The sequence below is a fragment of the Bradyrhizobium sp. 157 genome (assembly GCF_023073815.1).
Lineage (GTDB): Bacteria > Pseudomonadota > Alphaproteobacteria > Rhizobiales > Xanthobacteraceae > Bradyrhizobium.
The window spans coordinates 85237-111745 of the sequence record NZ_JADPKF010000082.1 but is presented as its reverse complement, the minus strand read 5'-3'; the positions used below and the strand labels follow the sequence as shown (position 1 = coordinate 111745).

The following is a 26509-nucleotide window of genomic DNA, read 5'->3' as shown; positions in this document are numbered from 1 at the left end:
CAGAGGTACTGCGCGAGTCCGGCATCGAGGTGCGGATTGTCGACCCCAAACGGGTCCGCAGCTTCGCGCAGTCGGCCGGACGCCTGGCCAAGAACGATGCGATCGATGCGGAGATGATCGCCTGGTTTGCCGAGATATTCAGCGAGGCGCCGGGCCAGACGCACGATGCCGCGCACGAGAAGTTGCTGGCGCTCGCGAAGGCGCGCATCAGCCTGGTTGATCTCAAAGCACGTTTGCAAAGCCAGAACGAGCATGCTGCGCCAAGACTTGTTCAGAAGGCACGCGAGCGCCTCTTGAAGAATCTGGTCTGCGAGATCGCCAAGCTCGAGGCTGCAATCTCAGCCCAGATCAAGGCCACGCCACACCTTGCTGAGCGTGCCGAGATCATCGAGAGCGTGCCGGGCTTGGCCGAAACGACCTCCGCAAACCTCGTTGCAGGAATGCCGGAACTCGGACAGGTGAGCGACGAGATTGCCGTGGCCTTGATCGGCGCCGCCCCTTACGACGATGATAGCGGAAACCGGCGCGGCGAGCGCCACATCAAGGGTGGCCGCCGCTGGGTTCGCAATGCCCTTTATATGGCCTGTGTCGGTGCAGCCACGCTGAACAATCCGGTGCTCAAGGCCCACTATGGCCGCCTGATTGCCAACGGAAAGAAGCCGAAGGTTGCGATCATTGCCTGCATGCGCAAGCTGATCGTCATTCTCAACACGATGGTCGCACGACGACAGAAGTGGGATCCCAGCCGCTACGCGCTCAACTCAGCGAGCGCCTGACCGCTCGGTCCCCGACCGAGCGCATGCCCAGCCAACAGACCGGCGAGCGGACGGGGTCAAGGCCGTCAGCCGCCGCAGGCGGTGGCGCGCGCCGCGCCAGCCTTGAGGCCGGCCGATCAACGGTCTACTTCGACACAGTTGCTCTGATTGGAGAGGGTGGGAAGTTGAGAGCAAACTCGGTCGCGATTGCGTCGCGAGATCGCGAAGTCATATCTGGTTTCTTGCAACGTGTACGCACGCCGTCGCCACACGAAAGGTATGTTCCCTCCCCCGTTGCGGGGGGGGGGTAGGGAGAGGGGTGGCGGCATCGGCGGTGTGCGTGGAGAGAACCCGGCTCCCCAGCCCTCTCCCGCAAGGGGGGAGGGAGCCGACCGCCGATGCGTCACGATTGTCGGCAATGACACTGACGAGCGCGGGCGATAATAGTCGATCACGCCGCCGGCTTAGCGACGTTGTCTTCGGCAGAGAGCAGATGAAGCAGCGCGCTCTTGATTGCGGCCTGCCGGGTCGGCGCGTTGATCTGGGCGCCGAGCAAATCGGTGACGTAGAACACGTCACGGGCGCGTTCGCCGAAGGTCGCGACGTGGGCCGAGGCGATATTGAGGTTGAGCTTCGAGATCGCAGTGGTGAGCTGATACAACAGGCCCGGACGGTCGAGGCCGGAGACCTCGATCACGGTGTAGCGGTCCGACCACTGGTTGTTGATGATGACCTCGGGCTCGACCACGAAAGCGCGAACCTTGCCGCGGTTGGCCGACTTGCGCGCCACCACTTCGGGCAGCCGCAATTTGCCTTCGAGCACCTGCTCGATCATTTCGCCGATGCGGGTCGCGCGCCGTCCCTCATCCTCGTCGCGGTCGTATTCCCTGGAGATCGCGATGGTGTCGAGCGCAAGGCCGTCGGTGGTGGTGTAGATCTGCGCATCGACGATGTTGGCGCCGGCGGAAGCGCAGGCGCCGGCGATGATCGACAACAGCCACGGATGGTCGGTCGCGAGAATCGTCAGTTCGGTGACGCCACGCGCCTCGTCGAAGCCGACATTGATCGCGAGCTGATGCCCGGCCTGTTCGCTGGCGCGGATGAAACGCGCCTGGCGAATTTTCCGCTGCAGGTCAACCTTGAGCCAGTAGGCCGGATAATGCCGCGCAATATAGGCGTTGAGCTCCTCCTCCGGCCATTCGGTGAAGGCAGCGCGGAATTCGGCCTGCGCCAGCGCAATGCGCTGCGCGCGGTTCACTTCCGAGAAGCCGCCGGTCAGGACCGGCTCGGTTTCGTAGTACAGCGTGCGCAGCAACTGCGCCTTCCAGCCGTTCCACACCCCGGGGCCGACGCCCCGGATGTCGGCGGTGGTCAGGATGGTCAGAAGCTTCATCTGCTCGACGGATTGCACGACGGCGGCAAAATTCTCGATCGTCTTGCGGTCGGAGAGATCGCGCGACTGCGCCACCGTCGACATCGTCAGATGCTCTTCGATCAGCCACGCCACCAGCTCGGTGTCGCCTGCGGAAAAGCCGAGCCGCGGACACAGCCGGCGCGCTACCCTGGCGCCCGCGATCGAATGGTCCTCCGGCCGGCCCTTGGCGACGTCGTGCAGCAGCGTGGCGATGTAGACCACCGCGCGATGTTCGGGCTGAATCTTGCGGAACAGGTCGCTCGCGACCGTGAACTCGTCATTGCCGCCGCGTTCGATCTCCTGCAGGAAGCCGATGCAGCGGATCAGGTGCTCGTCCACCGTATAATGGTGGTACATGTTGAACTGCATCATCGACACGATCTTGCCGAAGGCGCGGATGAAGTGACCGAGCACGCCGGCCTCGTTCATCCGCCGCAGCACGGTCTCGGCATCGTTCGAGGTCAGGATCTCCATGAACAGCCGGTTGGCTTCCGGATTTTCGCGAAGCTGGCTGTTCACAAGTTTCAATGACCGCGTCACCGTCCGCATCGCGTCGGGGTGGAAGGCGAGGTTGTTCTTCTGCGCCAGATGGAAGATCCGGATCAGGTTCACCGGGTCGTGCTTGAAGACGTCGGGCGCGGCGAGATTGATGCGGTTGTTGTCGATGATGAAGTCGTCGCTGTCGGGCACCCGCCGCCGCTTGGTGCTCGGCCGCAGCCGCGCCACCATGCGGCTCAGGACCGGCGCCGGCTTGGCCTGCTCGTCTTCCAGCTTGGCGCACAGGATGGCGGTGAGGTCGCCGACGTCTTTCGCCACCAGGAAGTAATGCTTCATGAAGCGTTCGACATCCTGCATGCCGGGATGCGAGGTATAGCCGAGGCGAACCGCGATCTCGCGCTGCATGTCGAACGACAGCCGCTCCTCGACGCGCCCCGAGACGAAATGCAGATTGCAGCGCACCGACCACAGGAAATCGGCGCAGCGGCGGAAGGTGCGGTATTCCTGCGCGTCGAACACGCCGCGCTCGACCAGTTCGTCGGTCTCGCGCACGCGGTAGACGTATTTTGCGATCCAGAACAGCGTGTGCAGGTCGCGCAATCCGCCCTTGCCATCCTTGACGTTGGGCTCGACCAGATAGCGCGACTGGCCGGCGCGGCGGTGCCGCTCCTCGCGCTCCGCGAGCTTGGCCGTGACGAAATCCGACGCCGTGCCCTGCACCACCTCCTTGTCGAACCGGGCGACCAGTTCGTCATAGAGCGGCCGGTCGCCGGTCAAGAACCGCGTCTCCAGGATCGCGGTGCGGATCGTCATGTCGCCGCGCGCCTGGCGGATACATTCGTCGACCGAGCGCGTGGCGTGGCCGACCTTCAATCCCATGTCCCACAGGCAATAGAGAATCGCTTCGGCGACCTGCTCGCCCCAGGCGGTCTGCTTGTAGGGCAGGATGAACAATAGATCGATGTCGGATTCCGGTGCCATCAGGCCGCGGCCGTAGCCGCCGGTGGCGACGACCGCCATGCGCTCGGCGCCGGAGGGCACGTGCGAGCGATAGAGATGCCGCGTCGCGGCCGAGTAGAGGATGCGGATGATCTCGTCCTGCATGAAGCAGAGCCGCTCGGCGCAGCGGCGGCCGTGGCGATCCTTCAGCAGCACGGCCTGCGCGATGGCGCGCGCCGCGATCATCTCGGTCTTGAGCAATTGCGCCAGCGCCGAGCGGAACACGTCCTCGCGGCCGGCATGCTTTTCGGCCAGCGCATCGACCGCCGCGGTGATCCGCGCGGTATCGAAACGGTCATCCGCCCCGGAGCGGTCCTCTGTCACGATGCTGTCCATGATCTCCCCGATATCGGACGGCACAGGGGCTGTCACGGGCGATTGTAAGGTCAAATCCAAGCTATGCCGCCGCGCCGGCGAATTCCAGTCATAACCTGTTGGAAAGGCGTGGATTTCCGATGCGGGGTGCGGGCGGCCGCGGCGGCGTGATGACAGCGCGTCGATCGCCCTTTATATCCGATGCACAAAACAAAGTCGGGAGATGAAAATGGACGCCGCCGAACTCCGCGCGATGCAGGCCCCGATCAAGGAACGTTACAAGGCCGATCCCTCGGCCGCGGTCATCACCCTGAAAGCCAAGGGCTCGATCGACAATGAAGGCATCGCCTGCAAGGTCGAGACCGGCCGCGCGCTGGCGGTGGCCGGCCTGCACCCGGGAACCGGCGGCTCGGGACTGGAATTGTGCTCCGGCGACATGCTGCTGGAAGCGCTGGTCGCCTGCGCCGGCGTGACGCTCAAGTCGGTCGCCACCGCCACCGAAGTCCCGCTTAAAAGCGGCAACGTCATCGCCGAGGGCGATCTCGATTTCCGCGGCACGCTCGGCGTCGACAAGGAAGCCCCGGTCGGCTTCGAGGAGATCCGCCTGCGCTTCGAGGTCGCAACCGACGCGCCGCAGGACAAGCTCGACCTGCTGCTGAAGCTCACCGAGCGCTATTGCGTGGTCTATCAGACCATCAAGAACGGCCCGAAAGTTTCGGTATCGATGAAGCGGGTGTGATCAGTGCTTCACCCTCCCCTGGAGGGGTCCGAGACGAGCAAAGCTCGCTCGTGGGTCGACGCTCATGAAATGAGCGGCGGGGTGGGGTGACGGTCTCTCCACATCCAACACTGCCCGAGTTGAGAGATCACCCCATCCCGTCTCGCTCATGCGAGCCGACCCTCCCCCTCCAGGGGAGGGTAAGAGAATGCAAAATGTCCCCCGAATTTGCCTTCATCCTGACGCTCGGCCTGCGCATGGCGATTACCGCGGCGTTCGTGGTGACGGCTTCCATCGTCACCGAACGCTCAGGCCCCGTAATCGGCGCGCTGATCGCGACGCTGCCGATCTCGGCCGGGCCGTCCTACGTATTCCTCGCGCTCGATCATGACGCGGCCTTCATTGCCGAGGGCGCGCTGGCGAGCCTGCCGATCAACGCCGCGACGATCTTCCTCGGGCTGACCTATGTCGTGCTGGCGCAGCGCCACGGCGCGCTGCTCAGTTGCCTCGCGGCGGTCGCCGTATGGCTCGCGTTCGCCGCGATCATCCGCTCGGTACAATGGTCGCTCGCCGGCGGCCTGATCGTGAATGCCATTGCGTTTGGCATATGCGTGCCGCTGCTCGCCCGCTACCGCCATGCCAAAATGCCGCCGATCCGGCGGCGCTGGTACGACATTCCACTGCGGGCCTCGCTGGTCGCAACGCTTGTCGCAACCGTGGTCACGACTTCGGGCTGGGTCGGTCCCAAGATCAGCGGCATGATCGCGCTGTTCCCGATCGTGTTCACCTCAATGATGCTGATCCTGCATCCGCGCATCGGCGGTCCGCCGACCGCCGCCGTGCTCGCCAACAGCGCCTGGGGATTGATCGGGCTCGGGATTGCGATTGCGGTGCTGCATCTGGCGGTACTGCAGTTCGGCTCGGCGATCGGGCTGAGCCTCGCGCTCGCGACCTGCGTGGGGTGGAATCTGAGTCTGTGGTGGATTGGGCGAGGGAAGGCGACGCGCTAGCCACCGTCATTGCGAGGAGCGAAGCGACGAAGCAATCCATCTCTCCGCGCGTGCGGAAAGATGGATTGCTTCGCTTCGCTCGCAATGACGGGGTGAGAGTCTCATCCCTTCGGCAGCTTCGCCTTCAGCGCATACAACGCCTCCAGCGCCTCGCGCGGTGACATCTCATCGGGATGCAGCGCCTTCACCGCTTCCATCAATAGCTCCGCCTCGCTAGGCGCCGCGGCTTCAGCGGCGGCGCGGGAGGGGACGGCGAACAGCGGAAGGTCGTCGGCGAGTGCGCGGGCGGTCTGGCCGCGGTCCTGCGCCTCGAGTTTTGCGAGTACCGATTTGGCCCGCGCGATCACGGCCGGCGGCAGGCCGGCGAGCTTGGCGACCTGAATGCCGTAGGACCGATCGGCCGAGCCGGGGAGCACCTCGTGCAGGAACACGACATCGCCCTGCCACTCCTTGACCCGCACCGTGGCATTGAACATCCGCGGCAGCTTGGCCGACAGCGCGGTCAGCTCATGATAATGCGTGGCGAACAGCGCGCGGCAGCGGTTGGCCTCGTGCAGATGCTCGATCGCGGCCCAGGCGATCGACAGGCCGTCGAAGGTCGCGGTGCCACGGCCGATTTCATCCAGGATCACCAGCGAGCGTTCGCTGGCCTGGTTGAGGATCACGGCCGTCTCGACCATCTCGACCATGAAGGTCGAACGTCCCCGTGCGAGATCGTCGGCCGCGCCGACGCGGCTGAACAGCCGGTCGACGATGCCGATCCGCGCCCGCGACGCCGGCACGTAGGAACCGATCTGCGCCATCAGCGCGATCAGCGCATTCTGCCGCAGGAATGTCGATTTACCCGCCATGTTCGGGCCGGTGATCAGCCAGATCTGACCGGACTTCTGCCCCGGCCCCGGCGACAGGTCGCAGGCATTGGCAATGAACGGCTGGCCGTCACGCTTCAGCGCCTGTTCGACCACCGGATGGCGGCCGCCTTCGACGGCGAAGCCGAGCGAGCCGTCGACCTCGGGCCGCACGTAGTTGTCATCGACCGCCAGCTTCGCCAGCGCGGTCGCGACATCGAGCAGCGCGAACGCATGCGCCGCGGCGCGCAGATCGTCGCTGGCGGCCAGCGCCATCGCGGAGAGCCGCTCGAAGATTTCGAGTTCGAGATTGAGCGCGCGGTCGCCGGCGTTGGCGATCTTGGCCTCGATCTCGCCGAGTTCGGAAGTGGTGAAGCGAACCTGCCCCGCCAGCGTCTGGCGGTGGATGAAGGTCGCGTTCAAGGGCGGCGCCATCAGCCTGTCGCCGTGCTGCGCCGTCACCTCGACGAAATAACCGAGCACGTTGTTGTGACGAATCTTCAGTGCCTTGATGCCGGTGTCCTCGGCATAGCGCGCCTGCATCGCGGCGACGACGAGGCGGGAGGCGTCACGCAGATTCCGGCTCTCGTCGAGCGCGGGCTCATAGCCCTCGCGGATGAAGCCGCCGTCGCGCTTGATCAGCGGCAATTGCTCGGCGAGCGCGCGCTCGAATTCACGCGCGAGATCGCGCGACGGGCGCCGCAGGGCCTCCGTCACGGCTGCAATTTCAGATGGCGGCGCTTCGAGCTGTGTGAGCCGCGCCAGCGCTTGGTCCGCGGCGAGGATACCGTCGCGGAGGCCAGCAAGGTCGCGCGGCCCGCCGCGTCCGACCGACAGCCGCGCCAGCGCACGTGACATATCGGGTGCGGCCCGCAGCACGTTGCGGATGTCATCACGTGCAGCGCTGTCGCTGACAAAGGCGGCAATAGCATCAAGCCGCCGTGCGATCGCGGCGCTGTCGGTAAGCGGCGCGGCGAGCCGTTGCGCCAGTAGTCGGGAGCCTGCGGCGGTAACCGTGCAGTCGATCGCATCCAGCAGCGATCCGCGCCGCTCGCCCGCGAGCGTGCGGGTCAATTCGAGATTGGCACGGGTGGCGGGATCGATCGCCATCGTCGTGCCCGCGGCCTCGCGTGACGGCGGCGACAGCGGCGGGCGCTTACCGACCTGGGTGCGGTCGATATAGGTGACGGCGGCGGCCGCCGCGGTCGCCTCCAGCCGCGACATCGCGGAAAGCCCATCCATAATAGCGACCGCGAAATAGTCGCACAGGCGACGCTCGGCGGTGGCGCCGTCGAAGACGTCGCGAGTCAAGGGCGTCACCGACGGAAGTTCGCGCAGCAACGGCCCCAGATCCGGATCGCCATAGAGCGCATCGGTAACGATCGCTTCGTTCGGATTGATCCGCGCCAGCGTCGCCGCGAGTTCCGCGGTCGAGCATTCCGTGACCATGAATTCGGAGGTCGAGATATCGATCCAGGCCAGCCCGATGCGGTCGCCGCCGGAAGAGGCGCGGGCGCGCGCGATCGCCAAAAGATAATTGTTGGTGCGGGCATCGAGCAGCGTGTCTTCGGTCAGCGTGCCCGGCGTCACCAGCCGCACCACGCCACGCGCCACCACGCTCTTGTTGCCGCGGGCGCGTGCCGCGGCGGGATTCTCGGTCTGCTCGCACACGGCAACGCGGTGGCCGGCGTTGATCAGGCGATGCAGATAGTCCTCGGAGCGTTCCACCGGCACGCCGCACATCGGGATATCCACGCCCTGATGCTTGCCGCGCTTGGTCAGCACGATGCCGAGCGCCTTCGAGGCGATCTCGGCGTCCTCGAAGAACAGCTCGTAGAAATCGCCCATCCGGTAGAACAGGAGCAGCCCGGGATGGGCGGCCTTGATTTCAAGGTACTGTTCCATCATCGGCGTCACGCGCGCGGGCGCCTCTGGTGCCGGTGCTTCCTCGGGGGGCGCGGGGGCAGGGATGGATTGTTGGATCGTCATCAGAGCGTTTTCAAGTGAAGTGGCTACCGGTTCGCGTGAAGAAAACGCGTCAAACAAGAAGCTGGAGCCGGCTGCGGCTCCAGGGGCCGCAAACTACAGAATTTCGCCACCCGGTCCTATTCCCTTACCTGCGTTGTCAGAGTTTTCCACGTCCGGCGCGGCTCGATTGTTAATGCGTTCTGGGCATGACGGACCCCTGCGAAAGCGCCGCGGAGCAGCCATGCCTCAATTGACCTGCCGCGGGCGCGCTCCTAAAACTCGCCATCAATTCTGGGTCAACGCCTAAGGCACGGCATTCAGGGAGAGATTCTATGCGTGATGTATTCATTTGCGATGCCGTCCGGACCCCGATCGGCCGTTTCGGCGGCTCGCTCGCCAAGGTGCGTGCCGACGATCTGGCCGCAGCCCCGATCAAGGCGCTGATGGCGAAGCATCCCAACCTCGACTGGACCCAGGTGGATGAGGTGTTTTTCGGTTGCGCCAACCAGGCCGGCGAGGACAACCGCAACGTCGCGCGCATGGCGCTGCTGCTGGCGGGCATGCCGGAATCGGTTCCGGGCCAGACGCTCAATCGCCTGTGTGCGTCGGGCCTTGATGCGGTCGGCGCCGCGGGGCGGGCGATTCGATCAGGCGAAATCGATTTTGCGATTGCCGGCGGCGTCGAGTCAATGACGCGGGCGCCGTTCGTGATGGGCAAGGCGCCGGAAGCGTTCGCGCGCTCGGCCGAGATCTACGACACCACCATCGGCTGGCGCTTCATCAACCCCTTGATGAAGGCGCAGTATGGCGTCGATGCGATGCCGGAGACCGGCGAGAACGTCGCCGAGGAATTCCAGGTGTCGCGCGCCGACCAGGATGCGATGGCGATCCGCTCGCAGCAGCGCGCGGGCGCGGCGATCGCTTCCGGTTATTTCGCGGAGGAGATCACGCCGATCGAGGTGCCTGGCGGCAAGGCAGGTCCCGTCACCGTCGACAAGGATGAGCATCCGCGTCCCGAAACCACGCTCGAAGGATTGGCAAAACTGAAGCCGATCGTGCGCAATCCCGGCACGGTGACGGCGGGCAATGCCTCCGGCGTCAATGACGGCGCGGCGGCGATGATCCTCGCCTCCGAAGCCGCCGTGAAGAAGCACGGGCTGACGCCGCGGGCGCGCATCCTCGGGCTCGCATCAGCCGCCGTGCCGCCGCGCATCATGGGCATCGGCCCGGTGCCGGCGACGAAGAAGCTGATGGAGCGGCTCGGCATCAAGATCTCTGACTTCGATTTGATCGAGCTCAATGAAGCCTTCGCTTCCCAGGGCATAGCCTGCCTGCGGCAGCTGGGCGTCAAGGACGATGCCGACTTCGTCAACCCGCATGGCGGCGCGATCGCGCTCGGCCATCCGCTCGGCATGAGCGGCGCGCGGCTGGCACTGACGGCGGTGCACGGCATGGAGAAGCGGGGCGGGAAGCTTGCCTTGGCAACCATGTGCGTCGGCGTCGGCCAAGGCGTTGCGGTCGCGATCGAGAAGGTCAATTAAGACAATGGTTTGGGAAGGAGAAAAATCGCTCTTTCCCAAATTAGTTATGTCATATAATGATCCGCGACGCGGCTCAGCGACAAAATTGCAAAGCAATTTTGCGATGCGAGGGAGGAGTTCGTCATGACATTGGTCTATCCAGTGCAAAGTCTCGCGGCGCATCCGCCGCGGCTGTCTCCCGCCTACAAGAGCACGGTCAAGCGCTCGCCTTCAAAGCCGCTGATCCCGATGCGGCATACGCTGTCGGAATTGACCGGACCGGTGTATGGCCACGAGACCGTGCGCGAGAACGATCACGATCTCACGATTCACGGCAAGGGCGAGCCGATCGGCGAGCGCATCATCGTGCATGGCCATGTGCTCGATGAAGACGGTCGCGGCGTCCCGAACACGCTGGTCGAACTATGGCAGGCCAATTCCTGCGGCCGCTATGTCCACGTCGTCGACCAGCATCCCGCGCCGCTCGATCCGAATTTCACCGGCGCCGGCCGCGCGCAAACGGACGCGCAGGGCTATTACCGCTTCATCACCATCAAGCCCGGCGCTTACCCTTGGGGCAATCACCACAACGCCTGGCGGCCGGCCCACATCCACTTCTCGGTGTTCGGGCACTCCTTTGTCTCGCGCCTGGTGACGCAAATGTATTTCCCCGGCGATCCGCTGTTCCCGTTCGATCCGATCTTCAATTCGGTCACCGACGAGAAGGCGCGCAACCGGATGATCTCGTCATTCGATCTGGAGAAAACCAAGCCGGATTGGGCGCTGTGCTACCGCTTCAACATTGTGCTGCGCGGGCGCAACGCCACGCCGATGGAGAACAGTTAAGTGCCACAGACCAAGCCGGACGGCATCACCCCGTCGCAGACCGTCGGTCCGTACTTTGCCTATGGCCTGACGCCGAACGGCAAATACGATTGGAACGACGCGTTCAATAACAATCTGGTGACGCCGGACACCTCAGGCGAACGCATTCGCGTCGAGGGCACGGTATTCGACGGCGACGGCGTTCCGGTGCCGGATTGCATGCTGGAGATCTGGCAGGCGGACGCGCAGGGCAGGTTCAGCGACCCGCAGGACAAGCGCGCGCTGCCGAATTCGTCGTTCAAAGGGTTCGGCCGCATCGGCACCGATGCCAAAGGCGGCTACGCGTTTGACACCATCAAGCCGGGCATCGTGCCCGATCCCGACGGCAAGCCGCAGGCGCCGCATATCGTGCTTGCGGTGTTCGCACGCGGCATGCTCCTGCATAACTACACGCGAATTTATTTCGACGGTGAGGCCGCCAATGCCGCCGATCCGGTGCTGGCGTTGGTGCCGGCCGAGCGCCGCTCCACGCTGATCGCGACGCGCCAGCCGGGCAGCGGCAATGCGAGCTATCGTTTCGACGTACATCTGCAGGGCGACAACGAGACGGTGTTCTTCGACGTCTGATCGGCGTTGGCGCGGAAGCTTGCGCCGATGTCTTCAATTGCCGCAGGACATGGCGCTGATGGTTCAATCCCCGACCCGCGAAAAATTTCTGACCGGGTTGATCGGTGCGCCGATAGCGCAGTCCGCGGCGCCGGCAATGCATGAGCAGGCCGGCGACGCGTTGGGCGTTCACTGCCACTATCAACTGATCGAGGTGGCGGGTGCCGATGCAGCCGACTTACGCGCTCTGCTCGACGGTGTCAGACGCCTTGGCTTTGTCGGCGTGAACGTCACGTTTCCCTACAAGGAGGCCGTGGTCCCATTGCTCGATGAAATGTCGGCACCGGCGCGTGACATCGGAGCGGTCAATACCGTTGTCGTGCGCGACGGGCGGCTGATCGGACATAATACCGACACCACGGGCTTCAAGCGGGCTATCGCCGATCTGGTCGCTGCTTCCAATCGCGGGGCGGTCGCACTGATCGGCGCGGGCGGCGTCGGCAAGGCGATCGCATTCGCGCTCGCGAGTCTCGGCGTGGTCGGAATCAGCATTTTCGATGCCGATCGCGCCAAGGCCGAACGGTTGGCGACGCAATTGCGCGACCGTCTGGAAGCGCGGGTTGCCGATGACATCGCGGACGCGCTGCAAGCCGTTGTTGGCGTGGTCAACGCAACGCCGGTCGGCATGTTACCGGATCGTGGCATGGCTGTGCCGGAAGCGCTGTTGAATCGCGGTTTGTGGGTGGCCGATGCGGTCTATACGCCGCTATGGACGCCGCTCCTGACTGCAGCAAAGGCAAGAGGCGCGAGGCTCATGATTGGGCGCGAGCTTGCCATCTATCAGGCCGCGGACGCGTTTGAATTATTTACCGGGTTGAAGCCGCCGGTCGACGTAATCCAGAATGCGTTCGACGCCGTGATGGCAAGCAGATACTCTTCGGCCTGAAGAATGTCGCCTCGGTTTCGCAGATAATGGATCCGGCATGAGCGAACCATCCGAGGAAGCCACCAGTAAAGCGCGCGAAGTGTTGGGCCTGCTCGGCTTTCTGCTGGTTGCGACCGCCCAGGTTTCGAACATGATACTGGCGCGCGGTGTTGCGGGAAGCGTGCCGCCGTTCTCGATTGCCTTCTTTCGCTGGAGCATTGTTGCGCTCGGGCTGTTGCCCGCTGTCGTGATGGCATTGCGGGAGAAGCCCGGCCTGTTGCAGGGGCAGACGCTCGGCATCGTGGCGGCTGGCTTTCTCGGCATGTTCGTATGCGGCGGCCCAGTCTATGTCGCTGGCGTCACGACCTCGGCGATCAATCTGGCCCTGATCATGTCGCTCGCGCCGCTCGCGGTACTGCTGTTTTCCTTCATATCGGGCCAGGAGCCGATCCATCGAAGCCAGATCATCGGCATGCTGCTCTCGCTGGCTGGCGCTGCTTTGATCATTACGAAGGGGCAGGCCGCCGTTGGCGCCGGCGTGGTGACCGGCGATCTCCTCGCACTGATGGCGATGCTGGGCTGGGCGGGCTACACCCTGCTGCAGAACCGTGTCGGCAGCGGTGTGAGCTTTCTGGCGCGGATCGGTCTGTTCGCCGCAGCGGGCGCGCTGTTCTCGCTGCCGTTCGCCATCCATGAAATGTGGTCGGCGCCTGCCGCTGCGTTCAGCGGGCGGGCGGCGCTGGTCTATCTCTTCGCAGGACTGGTCCCCGGGCTTTTTGCCTATTCGGCCTATGCTTATCTCGGCGCGAAATTCGGCGCGGTGTCGACGTCGCTGAGCCTTTATCTCGGACCGATTGTGAGCGCGGTGCTGTCGATCCTGTTTCTTGGGGAGGCGCCGACCATGATCCATCTGATCGGCGGCGCGCTGTCGCTCGGCGGCATGTGGTTGAGCCTGCAGGCCAAACAGGTAGGTCATCGCCCTAACGCGACATCGGCTTAGTCAATATCACGGCATCTTCCGAGCTCGATGCGCGGCATGGCCGTTCCGCCTTCGGCGTCGTCCGCCTCGGCTTGACAATAATCGATCGGTTATATAACATATCATTTATATAACTGATCCGAGATGGACGATGTCAAACCTCGACGCCGCCTTTTCCGCGCTGGCGGACCCAACACGCCGGGCGATCCTTGCCCGCCTCGCGTTGGGCGAGGCCACCGTCATGGAATTGGCCGAGCCGTTCGAGATGACGCAGCCCGCCATATCCCGACATCTCAAGGTGCTCGAGGGCGCAGGTCTCATTCTCCGCCGGGTCCAAGGCACGAAGCGGCCGTGCCGGCTGGCGCCGACGGCCATTGCCGAGATCGACCAGTGGCTCGGGATGCTGCGCCAGACCCTGACCGCGAATTACAACCGGTTGGACGATGTTCTGGCCGCCATGAAAACCGAAGAGTGAAAGGCAGTCCCATGAGCAAGTTGACGCTGAAGACCGAAGGCGACACCCACGTCGTTGTCACCAGGCACTTCGCCGCCACGCCGGAGGCGGTGTTTCGCGCGCACACCGAACCCGCGCTGATCCAGAAATGGCTGCTTGGTCCGGAAGGCTGGACGATGCCGGTCTGCATCAACGAGGCGCGCCCGGGCGGCAAGATTCGGTACGAATGGAGCGATGGCAAAGGAGGTGGGTTCTACCTGGCCGGAGAGTTTATCGAGGTGGTGCCGTTCAGCCGGCTCGTACACGTCGAACGGATGCATCTGCCCGACCCGACACCGGACAATCATGTTGAAACAAATTTTTCACCCGACGGCACCGGCACATTAATGACCATGCGGATGACGCTGCCCGATGCTCAGACGCGCGCTACGATGCTGGCGACCGGCATGGAAGATGGTATGGAGGCGAGTTACGCGCGGCTTGACGCACTTTCGGTACCGACGCGGCCGTAACGAAAGCCGTGAGCGGGCGGCCTACTCCATCACAGCATGATCCGGCGCGATCGACTGCTTGCGCAGCGTCGCTTTGGTCGAGCCGATCATGATGGCGAGCGGGATCGCGCAGGCGGTGAAGATCATCACGAGCTGATAGTCATACGAAAACGCGATGATCTGCGCCTGCACCTTGACCATCATGTCGGCCATGGCGCGGCCCTTGTCGGTGGCGAGATCGATCATGTCGCGCACGCCCGGCATCTGCAGGGCGTGATTGAACGGGTTGATGTGCTCCGATAGCACCGCGTAGGTGTAGCGCGTGCCTTGCGTCAGTTGCGAAATCACGAGCGAGATCCCGATCGAGCTGGCGACATTGCGCATCAAGGTCAGCATCGAGGTGCCGTCGGTGCGCAGATGATTGGGCAGCGTCAAAAACGCCACGGTGGAGAGCGGCACGAACACCAATCCGAAGCCAAAGCCCTGCACCACGCTGATGATCACAATCTCGGTGGCGCCGGTCTGGTCGGTCCAGCCGGTCATGTAGAACAGCGACAGGCATGTGATGCCGAGGCCTGAGACGATCAGCGTTCGTGCCTCGATATGGTTCATCATGCGGCCGACCAGCATCATCGCCACGAACGTGCCGCAGCCGCGGCTCGCCAGCAGAAGCCCGGCGGTGATGATGGGATAGCCGATCACGTTCTGCAGGAACGGCGAGGAAAGGGCCATGGTGGAAAACAGCACCAGCCCCATCACGGCCATGAACACGCAGCCGGCGACGAAATTCTTGTCCTTGAACAGCGCGAACTGGATGAACGGATGTTGCGTCGTCAGCGAATGCGCCAGGAAGTAGTAGAAGCCGATGCCGGCAATGATGAACTCGGCAATGATCTCGTTGGATTCCAGCCAGCCGAGCTGCTCGCCGCGGTCGAGCGCGAGCTGCAGCGCACCGATGGCGACCGCCAGCGCTGTGAAGCCGAACCAGTCGAAGCGCAACTCGATGTCCTTCTTGGTTTCGTCCATGAAGATGGCGAGGCCCAGCACGGTGACAATGCCGAACGGCAGGTTGACGAAGAACACCCAGTGCCAGGAATAGGTTTCCGTCAGCCAGGCGCCGAGCGACGGGCCCATGATCGGGCCCATCATCACGCCCATACCCCAGATCGCCATTGCTTTGGCGCGTTCGTGCAGCGCGTAGGAATCGAGCATCACGGCCTGCGACAGCGGCACCAGCGCCGCGCCGAACACGCCTTGCAGCAGACGAAACACCACCATCTGCCCGATGTCCTGCGCCAATCCGCACATCACCGAAGCAATGGTGAAGCCGGCCGAGCAGATGATAAAGATGCGCTTGCTGCCGAAGCGGTTGGCGATCCACCCGACCGGCGCGGTCATGATCGCGGCGGCAACGATATAGGACGTCAGCACCCAGTTGATCTGGTCCTGCGACGCCGACAGCGTTCCCTGCATGTACGGCAGCGCGACGTTGGCGATCGTCGTGTCCAGCGCCTGCATGATGGTCGCCGTCATGGCGCAGATCGTTACCATGTTCCGGCGCAGGCCAGGAACGGATGCCGATGGCTGGCCCGGTGTCGCCATGTTGCTAATCGTGGTCCTGGTTCGCCGTCGCCGGCGACAGGCCGAGCAGGGCGGACAACGAGCGGCGATGGTTGGTATCGATCGTGGCGTAAACGCTCATGCCGGCCTTCAGCTTGCGGACGAATTTGTCATTCTTGTCGAAATAGATCCGCACCGGAACACGCTGCACCACTTTGACGAAATTGCCCGACGCGTTCTGCGGCGGCAGGATCGCAAACTGCGCACCGGTGCCAGGCGAGAGCGAGCCGACCGTGCCCTTGAACGGGTGATTGGGAAAGGCATCGACCTCCAGTGTGACCGACTGGCCGACCGCGACATAGGTGAAATCGGATTCCTTCGGATTGGCGTCGACCCACGGATTCGCGGTGTCGATGATGCTGAACACCGGCGTGCCGGCGGTGACAAAGCGGCCGAGCTGGATCTGCTCGACCTGCGTCGCAATGCCGGCCATCGGCGCGCGCATCACGCTGTGGTCGAGATTGCGCTGGGCTTGGTCGAGCGCGGCCTTGGCCTGGGCATAGGGCGGAAACTCCTCGAGCGGCAGATCGGGATTGCCGAGCAGTTGGGCTTTGGCGGTCGCGATCTTCTGCTGCAGCAACTGATACTGCGCGCTCGCGGTGACGAGGGCGGTCGACGCGTTATCGAGATCGAGCTGCGAGCCGAAATTGTTCTTCACCAGCGCCGACTTGCGCTCCACGTCACGCCGCTTCAGGTCCATGCCCTGCTGCGAGAGTTCGCTCATTTGGCCATAGATTTTCAGGTCGGCGATCAGATTGTCATAGGTGACCTTGGTTTGCGCGAGGTTAGCCTTGGCCTGCGCTACGGCGAGGCGGAACGGCACCGGATCGATCTCAAACAGCACGTCGCCTGGATTGACCTGCTGGCCTTCCTTCACCACGACCTTCTCGATCTTCCCGGAGATGTCGGGCGTGATCAGAACCTTCTGCGCGCCGACATAGGCGTCATCGGTCGTCACGTAGCGGCCGCCGTTAAGATAGAACGTCACACCGGCCACCAGCGCAGCCAGCGGCAACACCACCAACAGCAGGAAGCGGCGGTAGCGCCGCATGCCGGCCATCAGCCGGCGGCGCGGCTCGGCCGCGAGTTTCGGCCGTGACGGCGTCGCAGGGGCGCCCTTCTGCTCGGGCGGGAACTTGAGGACGGGATCAGCCATAGCGCTGCTCCTTTCGCGGAGGCTCGTTCGCAGGATTCTGGATCGCGTTGCGAACGTTCTCCTTGATCAGATCGAGTTGGTCGAGCAGGCGGTGGGCGTCGGCGGGATTGATGCCGTCGAGCGCGGTCGCCGTCAGTTCGGAGCGAAGCCCGGCGAGTTTGCCGAGCAGCGGCCGCGCGGCCTTGCGCAGATACAGGCGATTGACGCGGCGGTCATTCTCGTCGCCGCGGCGTTCGATCCAGCCATTGTCGCAGAGCTTGTCGATCAGCCGCGTCAGCGTGATTGGCTGCATCTCCATCTGTTCGGCAAGTTCAGATTGCTTGAGCCCCTCGGCGCGCTCGACCTTGGCCAGCACCGCCCATTGCGCGCGGGTGATGCCGTAGCGCGCCGCCTGCCGGTCGGCATAGGCGCGCACCATCCGTTGCACCTCGCCAAGCGTAAACAGGAAATTCATGTCCACCGAACCGCGCATAGGTCCAAGCCTCCATAAGCTTGCAATATAGTAAGCTAGCTTACGAATTCCGCATGGCGAGTTAATAATGCCCTGATCCGCTTCCAGCACATGGCTGGGAACTAATGCGTGCGCGGGCTTTAGGATTTGCCCGCAAACTGGTACAAGGGTCCGATATGAGCCTGACAAAGCCGACATTTCCTGCACCCGACCATGATCACGGCCGCTGCACTGCGGAAGCGATCGCGCATGCCGAACAGGTTTGCGCGCGGCGGGCGCAGAAATTTACCCCGATCCGGCGTCAGGTGCTGCAGGCGCTGTTGTCGAGCCATCGCCCGCTCGGGGCCTATGAGGTGATCGACGAACTCGCCAAATCGATGCCGCGGCCGGCGCCGATCACGGTCTACCGCGCGCTCGATTTCCTGATGGAAAACGGCCTCGTCCACCGCATCGAGAGCCGCAATGCGTTCCTCGCCTGCGCGCATGATCATGACGAGACCTCGATGGTGGCGTTTTTGATCTGCGAGCGCTGCGGCTCGGTCGGTGAAATTCCCGCAGCCCCCGTGGCGCAAAGCCTCAATGCGGCGGCGCGCGCATCCGGATTCGCGCCAAAGCTCTCCGTCGTCGAGATCGCCGGCATCTGCGCGCATTGTCAGAAATAACGAGAACACGGCGCCAGGCCGGCCACGAGGGCTAATGTCGTCCAAGCCAGTAGAATCTTCCGCCGGGCGTGCGCTCACGCCGGGTGCCATCGCCTTGATGCTGATGCTCTGCCTGAGCTGGGGGTTCAACCAGATCGCGGTCAAGCTCGCGCTGCCCGATATTCCGCCGATGCTGCAGGCATTGATCCGCTCCGCCGGCGCCTTGCCGGTCATGCTGTTCGCCGGGTGGCTGCGCGGCGTAAAATTCTTCGAGCGCGACGGCTCGCTCGTCCCCGGGCTGCTGGCCGGCATATTGTTCGGGGTAGAGTTCGTGCTGATCTTCACCGGACTGGTGTTCACATCGGCGTCGCGCGCCGCCGTGTTCCTGTACACCGCGCCGTTCTTCGTCGCGCTCGGCTCCTACCAGTTTCTTGGCGAGCGCCTGAGCATGATGCAATGGGGTGGGCTGGGCCTGAGCTTTGCCGGTGTCGCGCTCGCCATCGGCGTGCCGCAGGCAAATGTCGACGCAAAAGTGTTGCTCGGCGACCTGCTGGTGGTCGGCGGCGGCGCGCTATGGGGCGCGACCACGCTGATCGCCAAGGGCACGAAACTTCGTAACGCGGCTCCGGAAAAAGCCCTTGGCTATCAGGTGGCCGTATCGATTCCGATCCTGGGCTGTGCATCCCTGCTGTTCGGCGAAACGATCACCCATATGCCGAGCGCGCTGTCGATTTCGCTGTTGGCTTATCAGGCGATCTGGGTGGTGGGCTGCACCTTCGTGCTGTGGTTCGCGCTGGTGAAGACCTATTCAGCCAGCAAACTGTCGTCGTTCACCTTCGTCACGCCGCTGTTCGGCGTCGTCGCCGCCTATTTCATCCTGCACGATACGCTGACGATTGCGTTCGGTGTTGCGGCGCTGCTGGTCATCGCGGGGCTCTATCTCGTGAACAAGCCGGATCCGAAGGTGGTGCCGGATCCGAACGTGCCGGCGTAGTGGCCGCAACACTCGTCATTGCGAGCGAAGCGAAGCAATCCACCGCGCCGCAAGCGGAGACGTGGATTGCTTCGTCGCTGTCGCTCCTCGCAATGACGTGGAAAGAGCGCGGGTCTACGTTCTACCCCGTCTCGATCGGCAGCGACGCATCCTTGGCCCATTCACCCATCGAGCCATCGTAGAGGGTGAGATTGTCGTAACCGAGCTGGTAGAGCAGGAACAGGTCGATCGTCGCCGAAATGCCGCCGCCGCAATAGGCGACCACGCGCTTGTCCTTGGTGATGCCCTGGGCCTTGAATTTGGCTTCCGCCTCCGCCAGCGGCACGAAAGCCTTGGTCTTGGGATCGAGCAGCGTCGCGGCCGATACGTTGCAACTGCCGGGCACGCGGCCGGGCCGGCCGTAGCGGCTCGGCTCCAGGCCCTTGTGAAACTGCGGACCGAGTGCGTTGACGATGATGGTACCTCGTTCGGACGTGGCGGCGAGCGTCGCGTGCTTGTCGACGAAAAATCCGTCCTTCGGTTTCGCGGTGAAAGTCGCTGGCGGATATCCCCTCGCAGGCCCCGTTTCGAGCGGGCGGCCTTCGAGCTTCCATTTGTCGAGACCGCCGTCGAGCACTGAAGCATTCTCGAAACCGAGCGATTTGAGCATCCACCAGAACCGCGTCGCCCACATTGGCGTGCCGATGCTGTACAGCACGACCTGGCTTTCGTTGGACAGGCCATGACGGCCGAACGCCTGCTCAAGCTGCGCGACATCGGGCATCATGAAGCGAAGCTCGGTGTCGGGATCGGAGAACTCGCCCTGCAAATCGAGAAAATCCGCACCGGGAATATGCCCGGCCTCGAACGTGTGCCGTCCGGGGACGGTGATATAGGGCTGGCTGCTGCCTTCGGGCGCGGGTTCGAGGTAGGTGGTGCAATCGAACAGGCGCAAATCGGGACGGCCGAGAATCTCAGCGAGTTCCGGCGTCGTGATGAGCTCGTTTAGCGCCGGCATACCCGCCTCCCATTAATTTGTATTTTCGGCGATGCTAGGGCTCGCGTCGGACTAGGGAAAGGCGGTCTGGCGCACCCCTGCCCTTTCAATTCGGCGATTCCTGTCCAATATATCGGTTAACGGAAGACGAGGTCTTTTGCCCTGCTTTCGGCGGCTGCGGCTGGCCTAAGCTACTGAACATACAAGATAAAAGTACCCTATGTGACAAGGCGCACACTGCCTTCGCCGCCCCCTTGGTACATGTCACCAAAACCTGATATTCGAGGCCCCATGAACAAGCCCGAAATAATCCCGCAAGACGACGTCGCTGGCCCCCGCGCCCGGCACAAAACCACCCAGGTCATGGTTGGCAATGTTGCCGTCGGTGGGGGTGCGCCGATCGTCGTGCAGTCGATGACCAACACCGACACCGCCGATGTCGAAGGCACAATCGCGCAGGTCGCGGCGCTGTCGCGCGCCGGATCGGAAATGGTGCGCATCACCGTCGATCGCGAGGAGGCCGCAGCTGCCGTTCCGCACATCCGCGACGGCCTGCGCAAGCGCGGCATCACCACGCCATTGATCGGCGATTTCCACTATATCGGCCACAAGCTGCTCGCCGAATATCCGGCCTGCGCCGAGGCGCTCGACAAGTACCGCATCAACCCCGGCAATGTCGGCTTCAAGAACAAGCGCGACACGCAGTTCGCCGACATCATCGAGATCGCCAACAAGAACAACAAGCCGGTGCGCATCGGCGCCAATTGGGGTTCGCTCGACCAGGAATTGCTGACCAAGCTGATGGACGAGAATACGGCCTCGCCCAACCCCCGCGATGCCCGCGCGGTAACGCGCGAGGCCATGGTGCAGTCGGCGCTGCTGTCGGCGGCCCGCGCCCAAGAACTCGGCATGCCCAAGAACCGCATGATCCTGTCGGCCAAGGTTTCCGCCGTGCAGGACCTGATCGCGGTCTATCAGGAGCTGGCGCGCCGCTCGGATTACGCCATCCACCTCGGCCTGACCGAAGCCGGCATGGGATCGAAGGGCATCGTGGCTTCATCCGCCGCGCTCGGCATCCTGCTGCAAGACGGCATCGGCGACACCATCCGCATTTCGCTCACGCCTGAGCCCGGCGGCGACCGCACGCTGGAAGTTCAGGTCGCGCAGGAATTGCTGCAGACGATGGGCTTCCGCACTTTTGTGCCGCTGGTCGCGGCATGCCCGGGCTGCGGCCGCACCACCTCGACTACATTCCAGGAACTGGCGCGCTCGATCCAGGATTTCATCCGCGAGGAAATGCCGGGCTGGAAAACGCAATATCCAGGCGTCGAGCAGCTTAACGTCGCGGTGATGGGCTGCATCGTCAACGGCCCCGGCGAGTCCAAGCACGCCAACATCGGCATCTCCCTGCCCGGCACCGGCGAAGCGCCGGCCGCGCCCGTGTTTGTCGACGGCAAGAAGTTCCGCACCCTGCGCGGACCCACGATTGCCGCCGACTTCAAGGCGCTGGTGATCGATTATATCGACCAGCGCTATGGCAAGGGCAACAAGACGCCCGAGAGTACGGTGACCGCGGCGGAGTAGATCGTAGCCCGGGTGCAGCCAACGGGTCGCGCGAATGCGCGCCCGATGACAGGCTCCGCGAAACCCGGGACTTTCGTGCAAGCTGATAGCTTGATCCCCGGATTGCGCTTCGCTCTATCCGGGCTACGATGGTTGAAACTAACAATCATCGGAGAGACGCCCATGTCATCGCTGTCCGGCAAGCAGGGACCGCGCTACCGGCATATCGCCGACGAAGCCCAACCCTACGAGACCATCGGCGTCGAGAAACTCACACCGATCATCGGCGCGGAAATCTCCGGCGTCGATATCGGCAAGCTCGTCTCGGACGACGCGCGCTCCAACCGGCAGATGGACGAAATCCATCGCGCGCTCGCCGAAAACCTCGTCATCTTCTTTCGCGACCAGCATATCACCCCGCAACAGCATCTCGCTTTCGGCCGCAAGTTCGGCGAATTGCACGTGCATCCGGCGGCGCCCAATGAGGGGGACCCGGCGCTGATGAAGATCTATGCCGATAAGGATTCACCGCGCGCCAACGGCGAGGGCTGGCACAGCGACGTCTCCTGCGATCTCGATCCGCCGATGGGATCGATCCTCTACATCAAGCAATGCCCACCGAGTGGCGGCGATACGCTGTTTGCCAACATGTACGCCGCCTACGAGGCGTTGTCGGACCGGATGAAGACCTATCTCGACGGGCTGACCGCGCTGCACGACGGCGAGCAGACCTATCGCGGGCTCTACGCCAACTATGGCGTCGCCGACCGGCCGGAATATCCGCGTGCCGAACACCCCGTGGTGCGCACGCATCCCGTCACCGGCAAGAAGGCGCTCTACGTCAATCGTGGCTTCACCCGCCACATCATAGGCATCCCGCGCGACGAGAGCGATGCCATGCTGGCTTATCTCTACCAGCACGCGGAGAACCCGCTGTTCCAATGCCGCTTCCGCTGGACTGAAAACGCCATCGCGTTCTGGGACAACCGCTGCGCCCAGCATCGCGCGATGTGGGATTACTGGCCGCATACGCGGTCAGGCACGCGGGTGACGGTGAAGGGGGAGAGGCCGGTGTAGAGCTGCGTGTCGTGCCCCGGACGCAGTACATCGCGCAGCGGTGCACTGCAGAGCCGGGGCCCCGCACTTTGCACCATACTGGGTCCTGGCTCTGCGGCGCGTCACTTCGTGCCGCGCTGCGTCCGGGACACGAAAGTGGGACGAGCGTTGACCTTATCCGCCGCTCGCGTCAATCTTACGTAAAAGCAAAAGAACATCGGGAGGTCGGCCATGCTCCGCGCCGAAGACAACAAATTCCTGACCGAGAGCGGGCCGGGAACAGGCATGGGCGAACTGTTGCGCCGCTTCTGGATTCCGGTGCTGCTGTCAGAAGAGTTACCTGAGGCCGATGGTCCGCCGAAAAAGATCGTCGTGATGGGCGAGGAACTGCTCGCCTTCCGTGACACGAGCGGCGTCGTCGGCGTCATCGATCAACATTGCCCGCATCGCGGCGCCAATCTCTGGCTTGGCCGCAACGAGGAGTGCGGCATCCGCTGCGTCTATCACGGCTGGAAGTTCGACACCTCGGGTGCTTGCGTCGACATGCCGACCTCCTATCCCGACCTGAACGCGAAAGACCTGATCCGCATCAAGTCCTATCCGGTGCGCGAATGGGGCGAGATGATCTGGGCCTATATGGGTCCCGCCGATCAGGTGCCCGAGCTGCCCGATCTGGAAATGGCGCTGGTGCCGCCCTCGCATCGCTACGTTTCGAAGAAATGGCAGGACTGCAACTGGGTGCAGGCATTGGAAGGCTCGATCGACACCGCGCATTTTACCTTCGCGCATCTTTCCTTCGAGAAGGAAGAGAACGAGATCCTCGACATCAAGAAGCATTTTGTGAACCCGCTGACGCGGGTGGCGACCGATCATATGCGCTGGATCGCCGAGGACCCGCGACCCGTCATCAAGATCAACCCACATGAGGCCGGGCTGACGATCGCCGGCGGACGTCTCACCGGCAGCGATAACATCTACTGGCGCATCGCCCAATTCCTGATGCCGGTGCATGCCTATGCGCCGAGCGCGATGCCGGGCGAGAACATTTTTGGTCAGAGCTTTGTGCCGGTGACCGATACCAATTGCTGGATCTATACTTATGCCTGGAATCCGGATCGGCCGATTACGGATGCCGAACGTGAGGCCTACGATCGCGGCAACGGCGTCATTGCAGAAGTCGACGAGAATTATGTGCCGCTGCGCAACAAGTCGAACGACTACCTGATTGATCGCAAGCTGCAGAAGACCCATAGCTACACCGGCATCAAGGGCGTGTCCGAGCAGGACGCCGCCGTCCAGGACAGCCAGGGCCCGATCGCCGACCGCACGCGCGAACATCTCGGCCCGACCGACCTCGGCATCATGCATTTCCGCAAGCTCGTGATGGACGCCGCCCGAGCGCTGCAGAAAGGCGAGGCGCCGCCGCACCTGAAGCATCAGGACCGCTACACGGTGCGCTCCGGCGCCTGCGTCACCAGCAAGACCAAGGACCTCACCGCTGTCATGATCGAGCGGTTCGGCGATGCGGCCGGCTATGTTGGCGGTCGCGGCAGGAACGTGGCGGCGGAGTAGGGCAACTGTCGCCATCCTCTACCCGCGCAGCACCTCGCTTGGGCCTTCCGCCCCGCACGGCTAGCAGGGACAAAAAGATCTGAAACTTCCGTGATCGCCCCCTTCGCAAGGAATAACCGCGAGGTCAAAGCGAGGCGTGGCGGCTCACGAAGGCGTAGCGATCCGGTTTCAACCTGTCTCTGACAATTATGTGATATGTGACCGGCATCTCAGAACCCGTCCGGTTTCCTCCCGTATCAGGGGAGCCCCTGCATTGGCAGGCGGAAAGGCGGGAGCACTGCGATGAAACATATTGGTCAGCATGCCATTGTGATCGGCGCCAGCATGGGTGGTTTGCTGGCTGCTCGCGCGCTATCGGATTTCTACGCCGTCGTCACGGTGCTGGAGCGCGATACGTTTCCGCAGTCGGATATTCCGCGCAAAGGTGTGCCGCAGGGACGCCATGCGCATGGCTTGCTGGCGCGGGGCCGGAGCGTGATCGAGAGCCTCTTCCCGGGCTGGACCGATGAGGTCGTTGCCAGCGGCGGCGCCCGCGGCGATATCGCCGGCGACGTGAACTGGATCGGTCATGGCGTCACGATCAAATCGGCGCCGAGCAACCTAGTCGGATTGCTGGCCTCCCGTCCGGTGCTGGAAGGCCACGTGCGCCGCCGTCTGATGGCACTGCCGAATGTGCGCGTGATCGAGAATTGCAGCGTTCAGGAACTGATCGCCGACGACAGCAGGACGACGATCAGGGGCGTGCGCGCCAGAATCGGCAGCGGCGCCGAGCACAGCATCACGGCCGATCTCGTTGTCGATGCATCCGGCCGCGGCTCATCGAGCCCGGCCTGGCTCGAGAGCTTCGGTTTCGCCAAACCGGAAGAAGAGCGGATCGAGATCGGCATTGGCTACACCACACGCCTCTATCGCCGCCGGCCAACTGACCTCAACGGCAAGCTTGCGGTCGTCGTCGCCGGCAGCGGACCGAACTGGCGCAACGGCGCGGTCCTGTATCAGACCGAGGATTGCTGGATCGTCTCGGTCGGGGGCTTTTTCGGCGATTATGCCCCCGACGACGATCAGTTGTTCGCTGCCTATGCCGGCTCGCTACCGACGTCAGAGATTTACGACATCGTTGCCCATGCCGAGCCGCTGAGCGATTTCGTTCGATACCGCTATCCCGCCAATTTGAGGCGCCGCTACGAACGCTTGGCGAAATTTCCAAGAGGCTATCTGGTGTTCGGCGACGCCCTGTCCAGCTTCAATCCGGTCTACGGCCAAGGCATGACGGTGGCGGCACAAGAGGCAGTGCTGTTGCGCGAGTGTCTTGATACCGGTGCTGCCGATCTGGCGCGGCGGTTCTTCGCCCGCGCCGCCGCGGTAATCGATACGCCCTGGGACATTGCCGTCGGCAATGACCTCAGGCATCCCAAGGTCGAGGGGCCGCGCCCGGCGAAGGTGCGCTTCATCAACTGGTATATTGGCAAGCTGCACTTGGCGGCGCGCCACGATGCAAAGCTGGCGGCCGCGTTTCTCGAGGTCGCCAATCTGGAGGCGCCGCCGACGCGGCTGTTGCAGCCGGCTGTCGTGATGCGCGTGATCCGGGGCAACCTTGGCCGCCGTGGCAGCGGTACGGAGGCTGCGCCGGCGGGGGCGCAGGCCCGAGTAGATATTACTCGCGCAGATCGTAGCGATAGGATTTCGAGACGATCTTCCAGCCGTCGCGCAGCTTCATCGCTACCAGATAGTCGGTGAAATAGCGCGGCGGCAACTGGCAGCGCACCTTGATGAAGGCGGTCTGATCATCCGAGCGATCAATCGTCACGATGAAATCCTCGCGCGGCTTCCCTTCGGCCTTGGCGGAGGGCCGTTTGCGTACTCGCTCGAGCCAGTCCGGTACGGTCAGCACCTGCAACTCGCCCTTCTCCAGCCAGCGCAGATCGGCGCTTCTGTCAAAGATCGCGCCGAGCTTGTCGGCATCGCCTTCATAGAGGCCATCGAAATAGGTCTGCACCACGGCTTCGACAGTCGATCGGTCTGGGCTCACGGCTTTCCTCCCGGGCATGACAGAAATCATTCGAGGTGAATTTAGCCATGGACCGGCGGATTGCGCTATTGAGAAAAGGTGAACGCTCGCATCGTTGCCGAAGAATGCGCCTGTCCCGCGGGGCTG

The 26509-nt window shown here is 63.5% G+C and carries 23 protein-coding genes; 16 read left to right on the top strand and 7 right to left on the bottom strand.

The annotated features are described in order from the left end of the window. Positions 1-776 (top strand): transposase (locus IVA95_RS22540; RefSeq protein WP_247512481.1); only part of this gene is annotated, 776 nt, incomplete at its 5' end. A gap of 430 nt (positions 777-1206) precedes the next feature. On the opposite strand, the gene IVA95_RS22535 is transcribed toward IVA95_RS22540, so the two are convergent. After that, entirely contained in the window at positions 1207-4002 is a 2796-nt protein-coding gene (locus IVA95_RS22535) for a [protein-PII] uridylyltransferase (RefSeq protein WP_247512480.1), read from the bottom strand. 208 nt (positions 4003-4210) lie between these two features. Between IVA95_RS22535 and IVA95_RS22530 the strand changes: the two genes are divergently transcribed. Continuing rightward, positions 4211-4720 carry an OsmC family protein gene (locus IVA95_RS22530; RefSeq protein WP_247512479.1) on the top strand — a complete coding sequence of 170 codons (510 nt, stop codon included), beginning with the start codon at positions 4211-4213 and terminating at the stop codon, positions 4718-4720. A gap of 194 nt (positions 4721-4914) precedes the next feature. After that, a complete protein-coding gene (locus IVA95_RS22525) occupies positions 4915-5709 on the top strand; it encodes a hypothetical protein (RefSeq protein WP_247512478.1) in 795 nt (264 codons plus the stop codon). Positions 5710-5810: 101 nt separating this feature from the next. Here IVA95_RS22525 and mutS read toward each other — a convergent pair whose 3' ends face one another. Beyond that, positions 5811-8546, bottom strand: coding sequence for a DNA mismatch repair protein MutS (gene mutS, locus IVA95_RS22520; RefSeq protein WP_247512477.1), 2736 nt, complete (start codon positions 8544-8546; stop codon positions 5811-5813). Between the two features lie 311 nt (positions 8547-8857). On the opposite strand from mutS, the gene pcaF reads away from it, so the two are divergent. From pcaF to IVA95_RS22485, 7 genes are all read left to right on the top strand, one after another. Continuing rightward, positions 8858-10066 (top strand): 3-oxoadipyl-CoA thiolase, encoded by a 1209-nt coding sequence (pcaF, locus tag IVA95_RS22515; protein WP_247512476.1) that lies wholly within the window; start codon positions 8858-8860, stop codon positions 10064-10066. Positions 10067-10189: 123 nt separating this feature from the next. Continuing rightward, positions 10190-10891, top strand: a complete 702-nt coding sequence (gene pcaH, locus IVA95_RS22510) for a protocatechuate 3,4-dioxygenase subunit beta (protein WP_247512475.1) — start codon at positions 10190-10192, stop codon at positions 10889-10891. Further along, complete coding sequence (pcaG, locus tag IVA95_RS22505) at positions 10892-11497, top strand: protocatechuate 3,4-dioxygenase subunit alpha (RefSeq protein ID WP_247512474.1); 606 nt, start codon at positions 10892-10894, stop codon at positions 11495-11497. Positions 11498-11555: 58 nt separating this feature from the next. Then, on the top strand, positions 11556-12422 hold the full coding sequence (locus IVA95_RS22500) for a shikimate dehydrogenase (RefSeq protein WP_247512473.1): 867 nt from the start codon (positions 11556-11558) through the stop codon (positions 12420-12422). Between the two features lie 37 nt (positions 12423-12459). Continuing rightward, positions 12460-13401: a DMT family transporter gene (locus tag IVA95_RS22495; protein WP_247512472.1), complete on the top strand. Its 942-nt coding sequence runs from the start codon at positions 12460-12462 to the stop codon at positions 13399-13401. A 130-nt stretch (positions 13402-13531) separates the two neighbouring features. Next, on the top strand, positions 13532-13855 hold the full coding sequence (locus IVA95_RS22490; RefSeq protein ID WP_247512471.1) for a metalloregulator ArsR/SmtB family transcription factor: 324 nt from the start codon (positions 13532-13534) through the stop codon (positions 13853-13855). 11 nt (positions 13856-13866) lie between these two features. After that, a complete protein-coding gene (locus IVA95_RS22485) occupies positions 13867-14346 on the top strand; it encodes an SRPBCC domain-containing protein (protein WP_247512470.1) in 480 nt (159 codons plus the stop codon). Between the two features lie 21 nt (positions 14347-14367). Here the strand turns inward: IVA95_RS22485 and IVA95_RS22480 are convergent, their stop codons facing one another. The 3 genes from IVA95_RS22480 to IVA95_RS22470 are packed head-to-tail and all read right to left on the bottom strand — an operon-like array spanning position 14368 to position 17573. Then, a complete protein-coding gene (locus IVA95_RS22480; RefSeq protein WP_213253431.1) occupies positions 14368-15927 on the bottom strand; it encodes an MDR family MFS transporter in 1560 nt (519 codons plus the stop codon). Between the two features lie 4 nt (positions 15928-15931). Then, complete coding sequence (locus IVA95_RS22475; RefSeq protein WP_247512469.1) at positions 15932-17101, bottom strand: HlyD family secretion protein; 1170 nt, start codon at positions 17099-17101, stop codon at positions 15932-15934. After that, complete coding sequence (locus IVA95_RS22470; protein ID WP_247512468.1) at positions 17094-17573, bottom strand: MarR family transcriptional regulator; 480 nt, start codon at positions 17571-17573, stop codon at positions 17094-17096. The genes IVA95_RS22475 and IVA95_RS22470 overlap by 8 nt, the downstream gene beginning before the upstream one ends. 155 nt (positions 17574-17728) lie before the next feature. Between IVA95_RS22470 and IVA95_RS22465 the strand changes: the two genes are divergently transcribed. Both IVA95_RS22465 and IVA95_RS22460 read left to right on the top strand, forming a co-directional pair. Next, entirely contained in the window at positions 17729-18214 is a 486-nt protein-coding gene (locus IVA95_RS22465; RefSeq protein WP_247512467.1) for a transcriptional repressor, read from the top strand. Between the two features lie 34 nt (positions 18215-18248). Further along, positions 18249-19187: a DMT family transporter gene (locus tag IVA95_RS22460; RefSeq protein WP_247512466.1), complete on the top strand. Its 939-nt coding sequence runs from the start codon at positions 18249-18251 to the stop codon at positions 19185-19187. A gap of 121 nt (positions 19188-19308) precedes the next feature. On the opposite strand, the gene IVA95_RS22455 is transcribed toward IVA95_RS22460, so the two are convergent. Then, entirely contained in the window at positions 19309-20184 is an 876-nt protein-coding gene (locus IVA95_RS22455) for a sulfurtransferase (protein ID WP_247512465.1), read from the bottom strand. 270 nt (positions 20185-20454) lie between these two features. Between IVA95_RS22455 and ispG the strand changes: the two genes are divergently transcribed. From ispG to IVA95_RS22435, 4 genes are all read left to right on the top strand, one after another. After that, the gene (ispG, locus tag IVA95_RS22450) at positions 20455-21747 is read left to right on the top strand and encodes a flavodoxin-dependent (E)-4-hydroxy-3-methylbut-2-enyl-diphosphate synthase (protein ID WP_247512464.1); all 1293 of its coding nucleotides are present in this window, start codon (positions 20455-20457) and stop codon (positions 21745-21747) included. Positions 21748-21909: 162 nt separating this feature from the next. Continuing rightward, positions 21910-22803: a TauD/TfdA family dioxygenase gene (locus tag IVA95_RS22445; RefSeq protein ID WP_247512463.1), complete on the top strand. Its 894-nt coding sequence runs from the start codon at positions 21910-21912 to the stop codon at positions 22801-22803. 210 nt (positions 22804-23013) lie between these two features. Next, positions 23014-24354 carry a Rieske 2Fe-2S domain-containing protein gene (locus IVA95_RS22440; protein ID WP_247512462.1) on the top strand — a complete coding sequence of 447 codons (1341 nt, stop codon included), beginning with the start codon at positions 23014-23016 and terminating at the stop codon, positions 24352-24354. Between the two features lie 282 nt (positions 24355-24636). Beyond that, positions 24637-26091 (top strand): FAD-binding monooxygenase, encoded by a 1455-nt coding sequence (locus IVA95_RS22435; RefSeq protein WP_247512461.1) that lies wholly within the window; start codon positions 24637-24639, stop codon positions 26089-26091. Here IVA95_RS22435 and IVA95_RS22430 read toward each other — a convergent pair. Then, complete coding sequence (locus IVA95_RS22430) at positions 26009-26383, bottom strand: nuclear transport factor 2 family protein (protein WP_247512460.1); 375 nt, start codon at positions 26381-26383, stop codon at positions 26009-26011. The genes IVA95_RS22435 and IVA95_RS22430 overlap by 83 nt on opposite strands. Between the last annotated feature and the right edge of the window lie 126 nt (positions 26384-26509).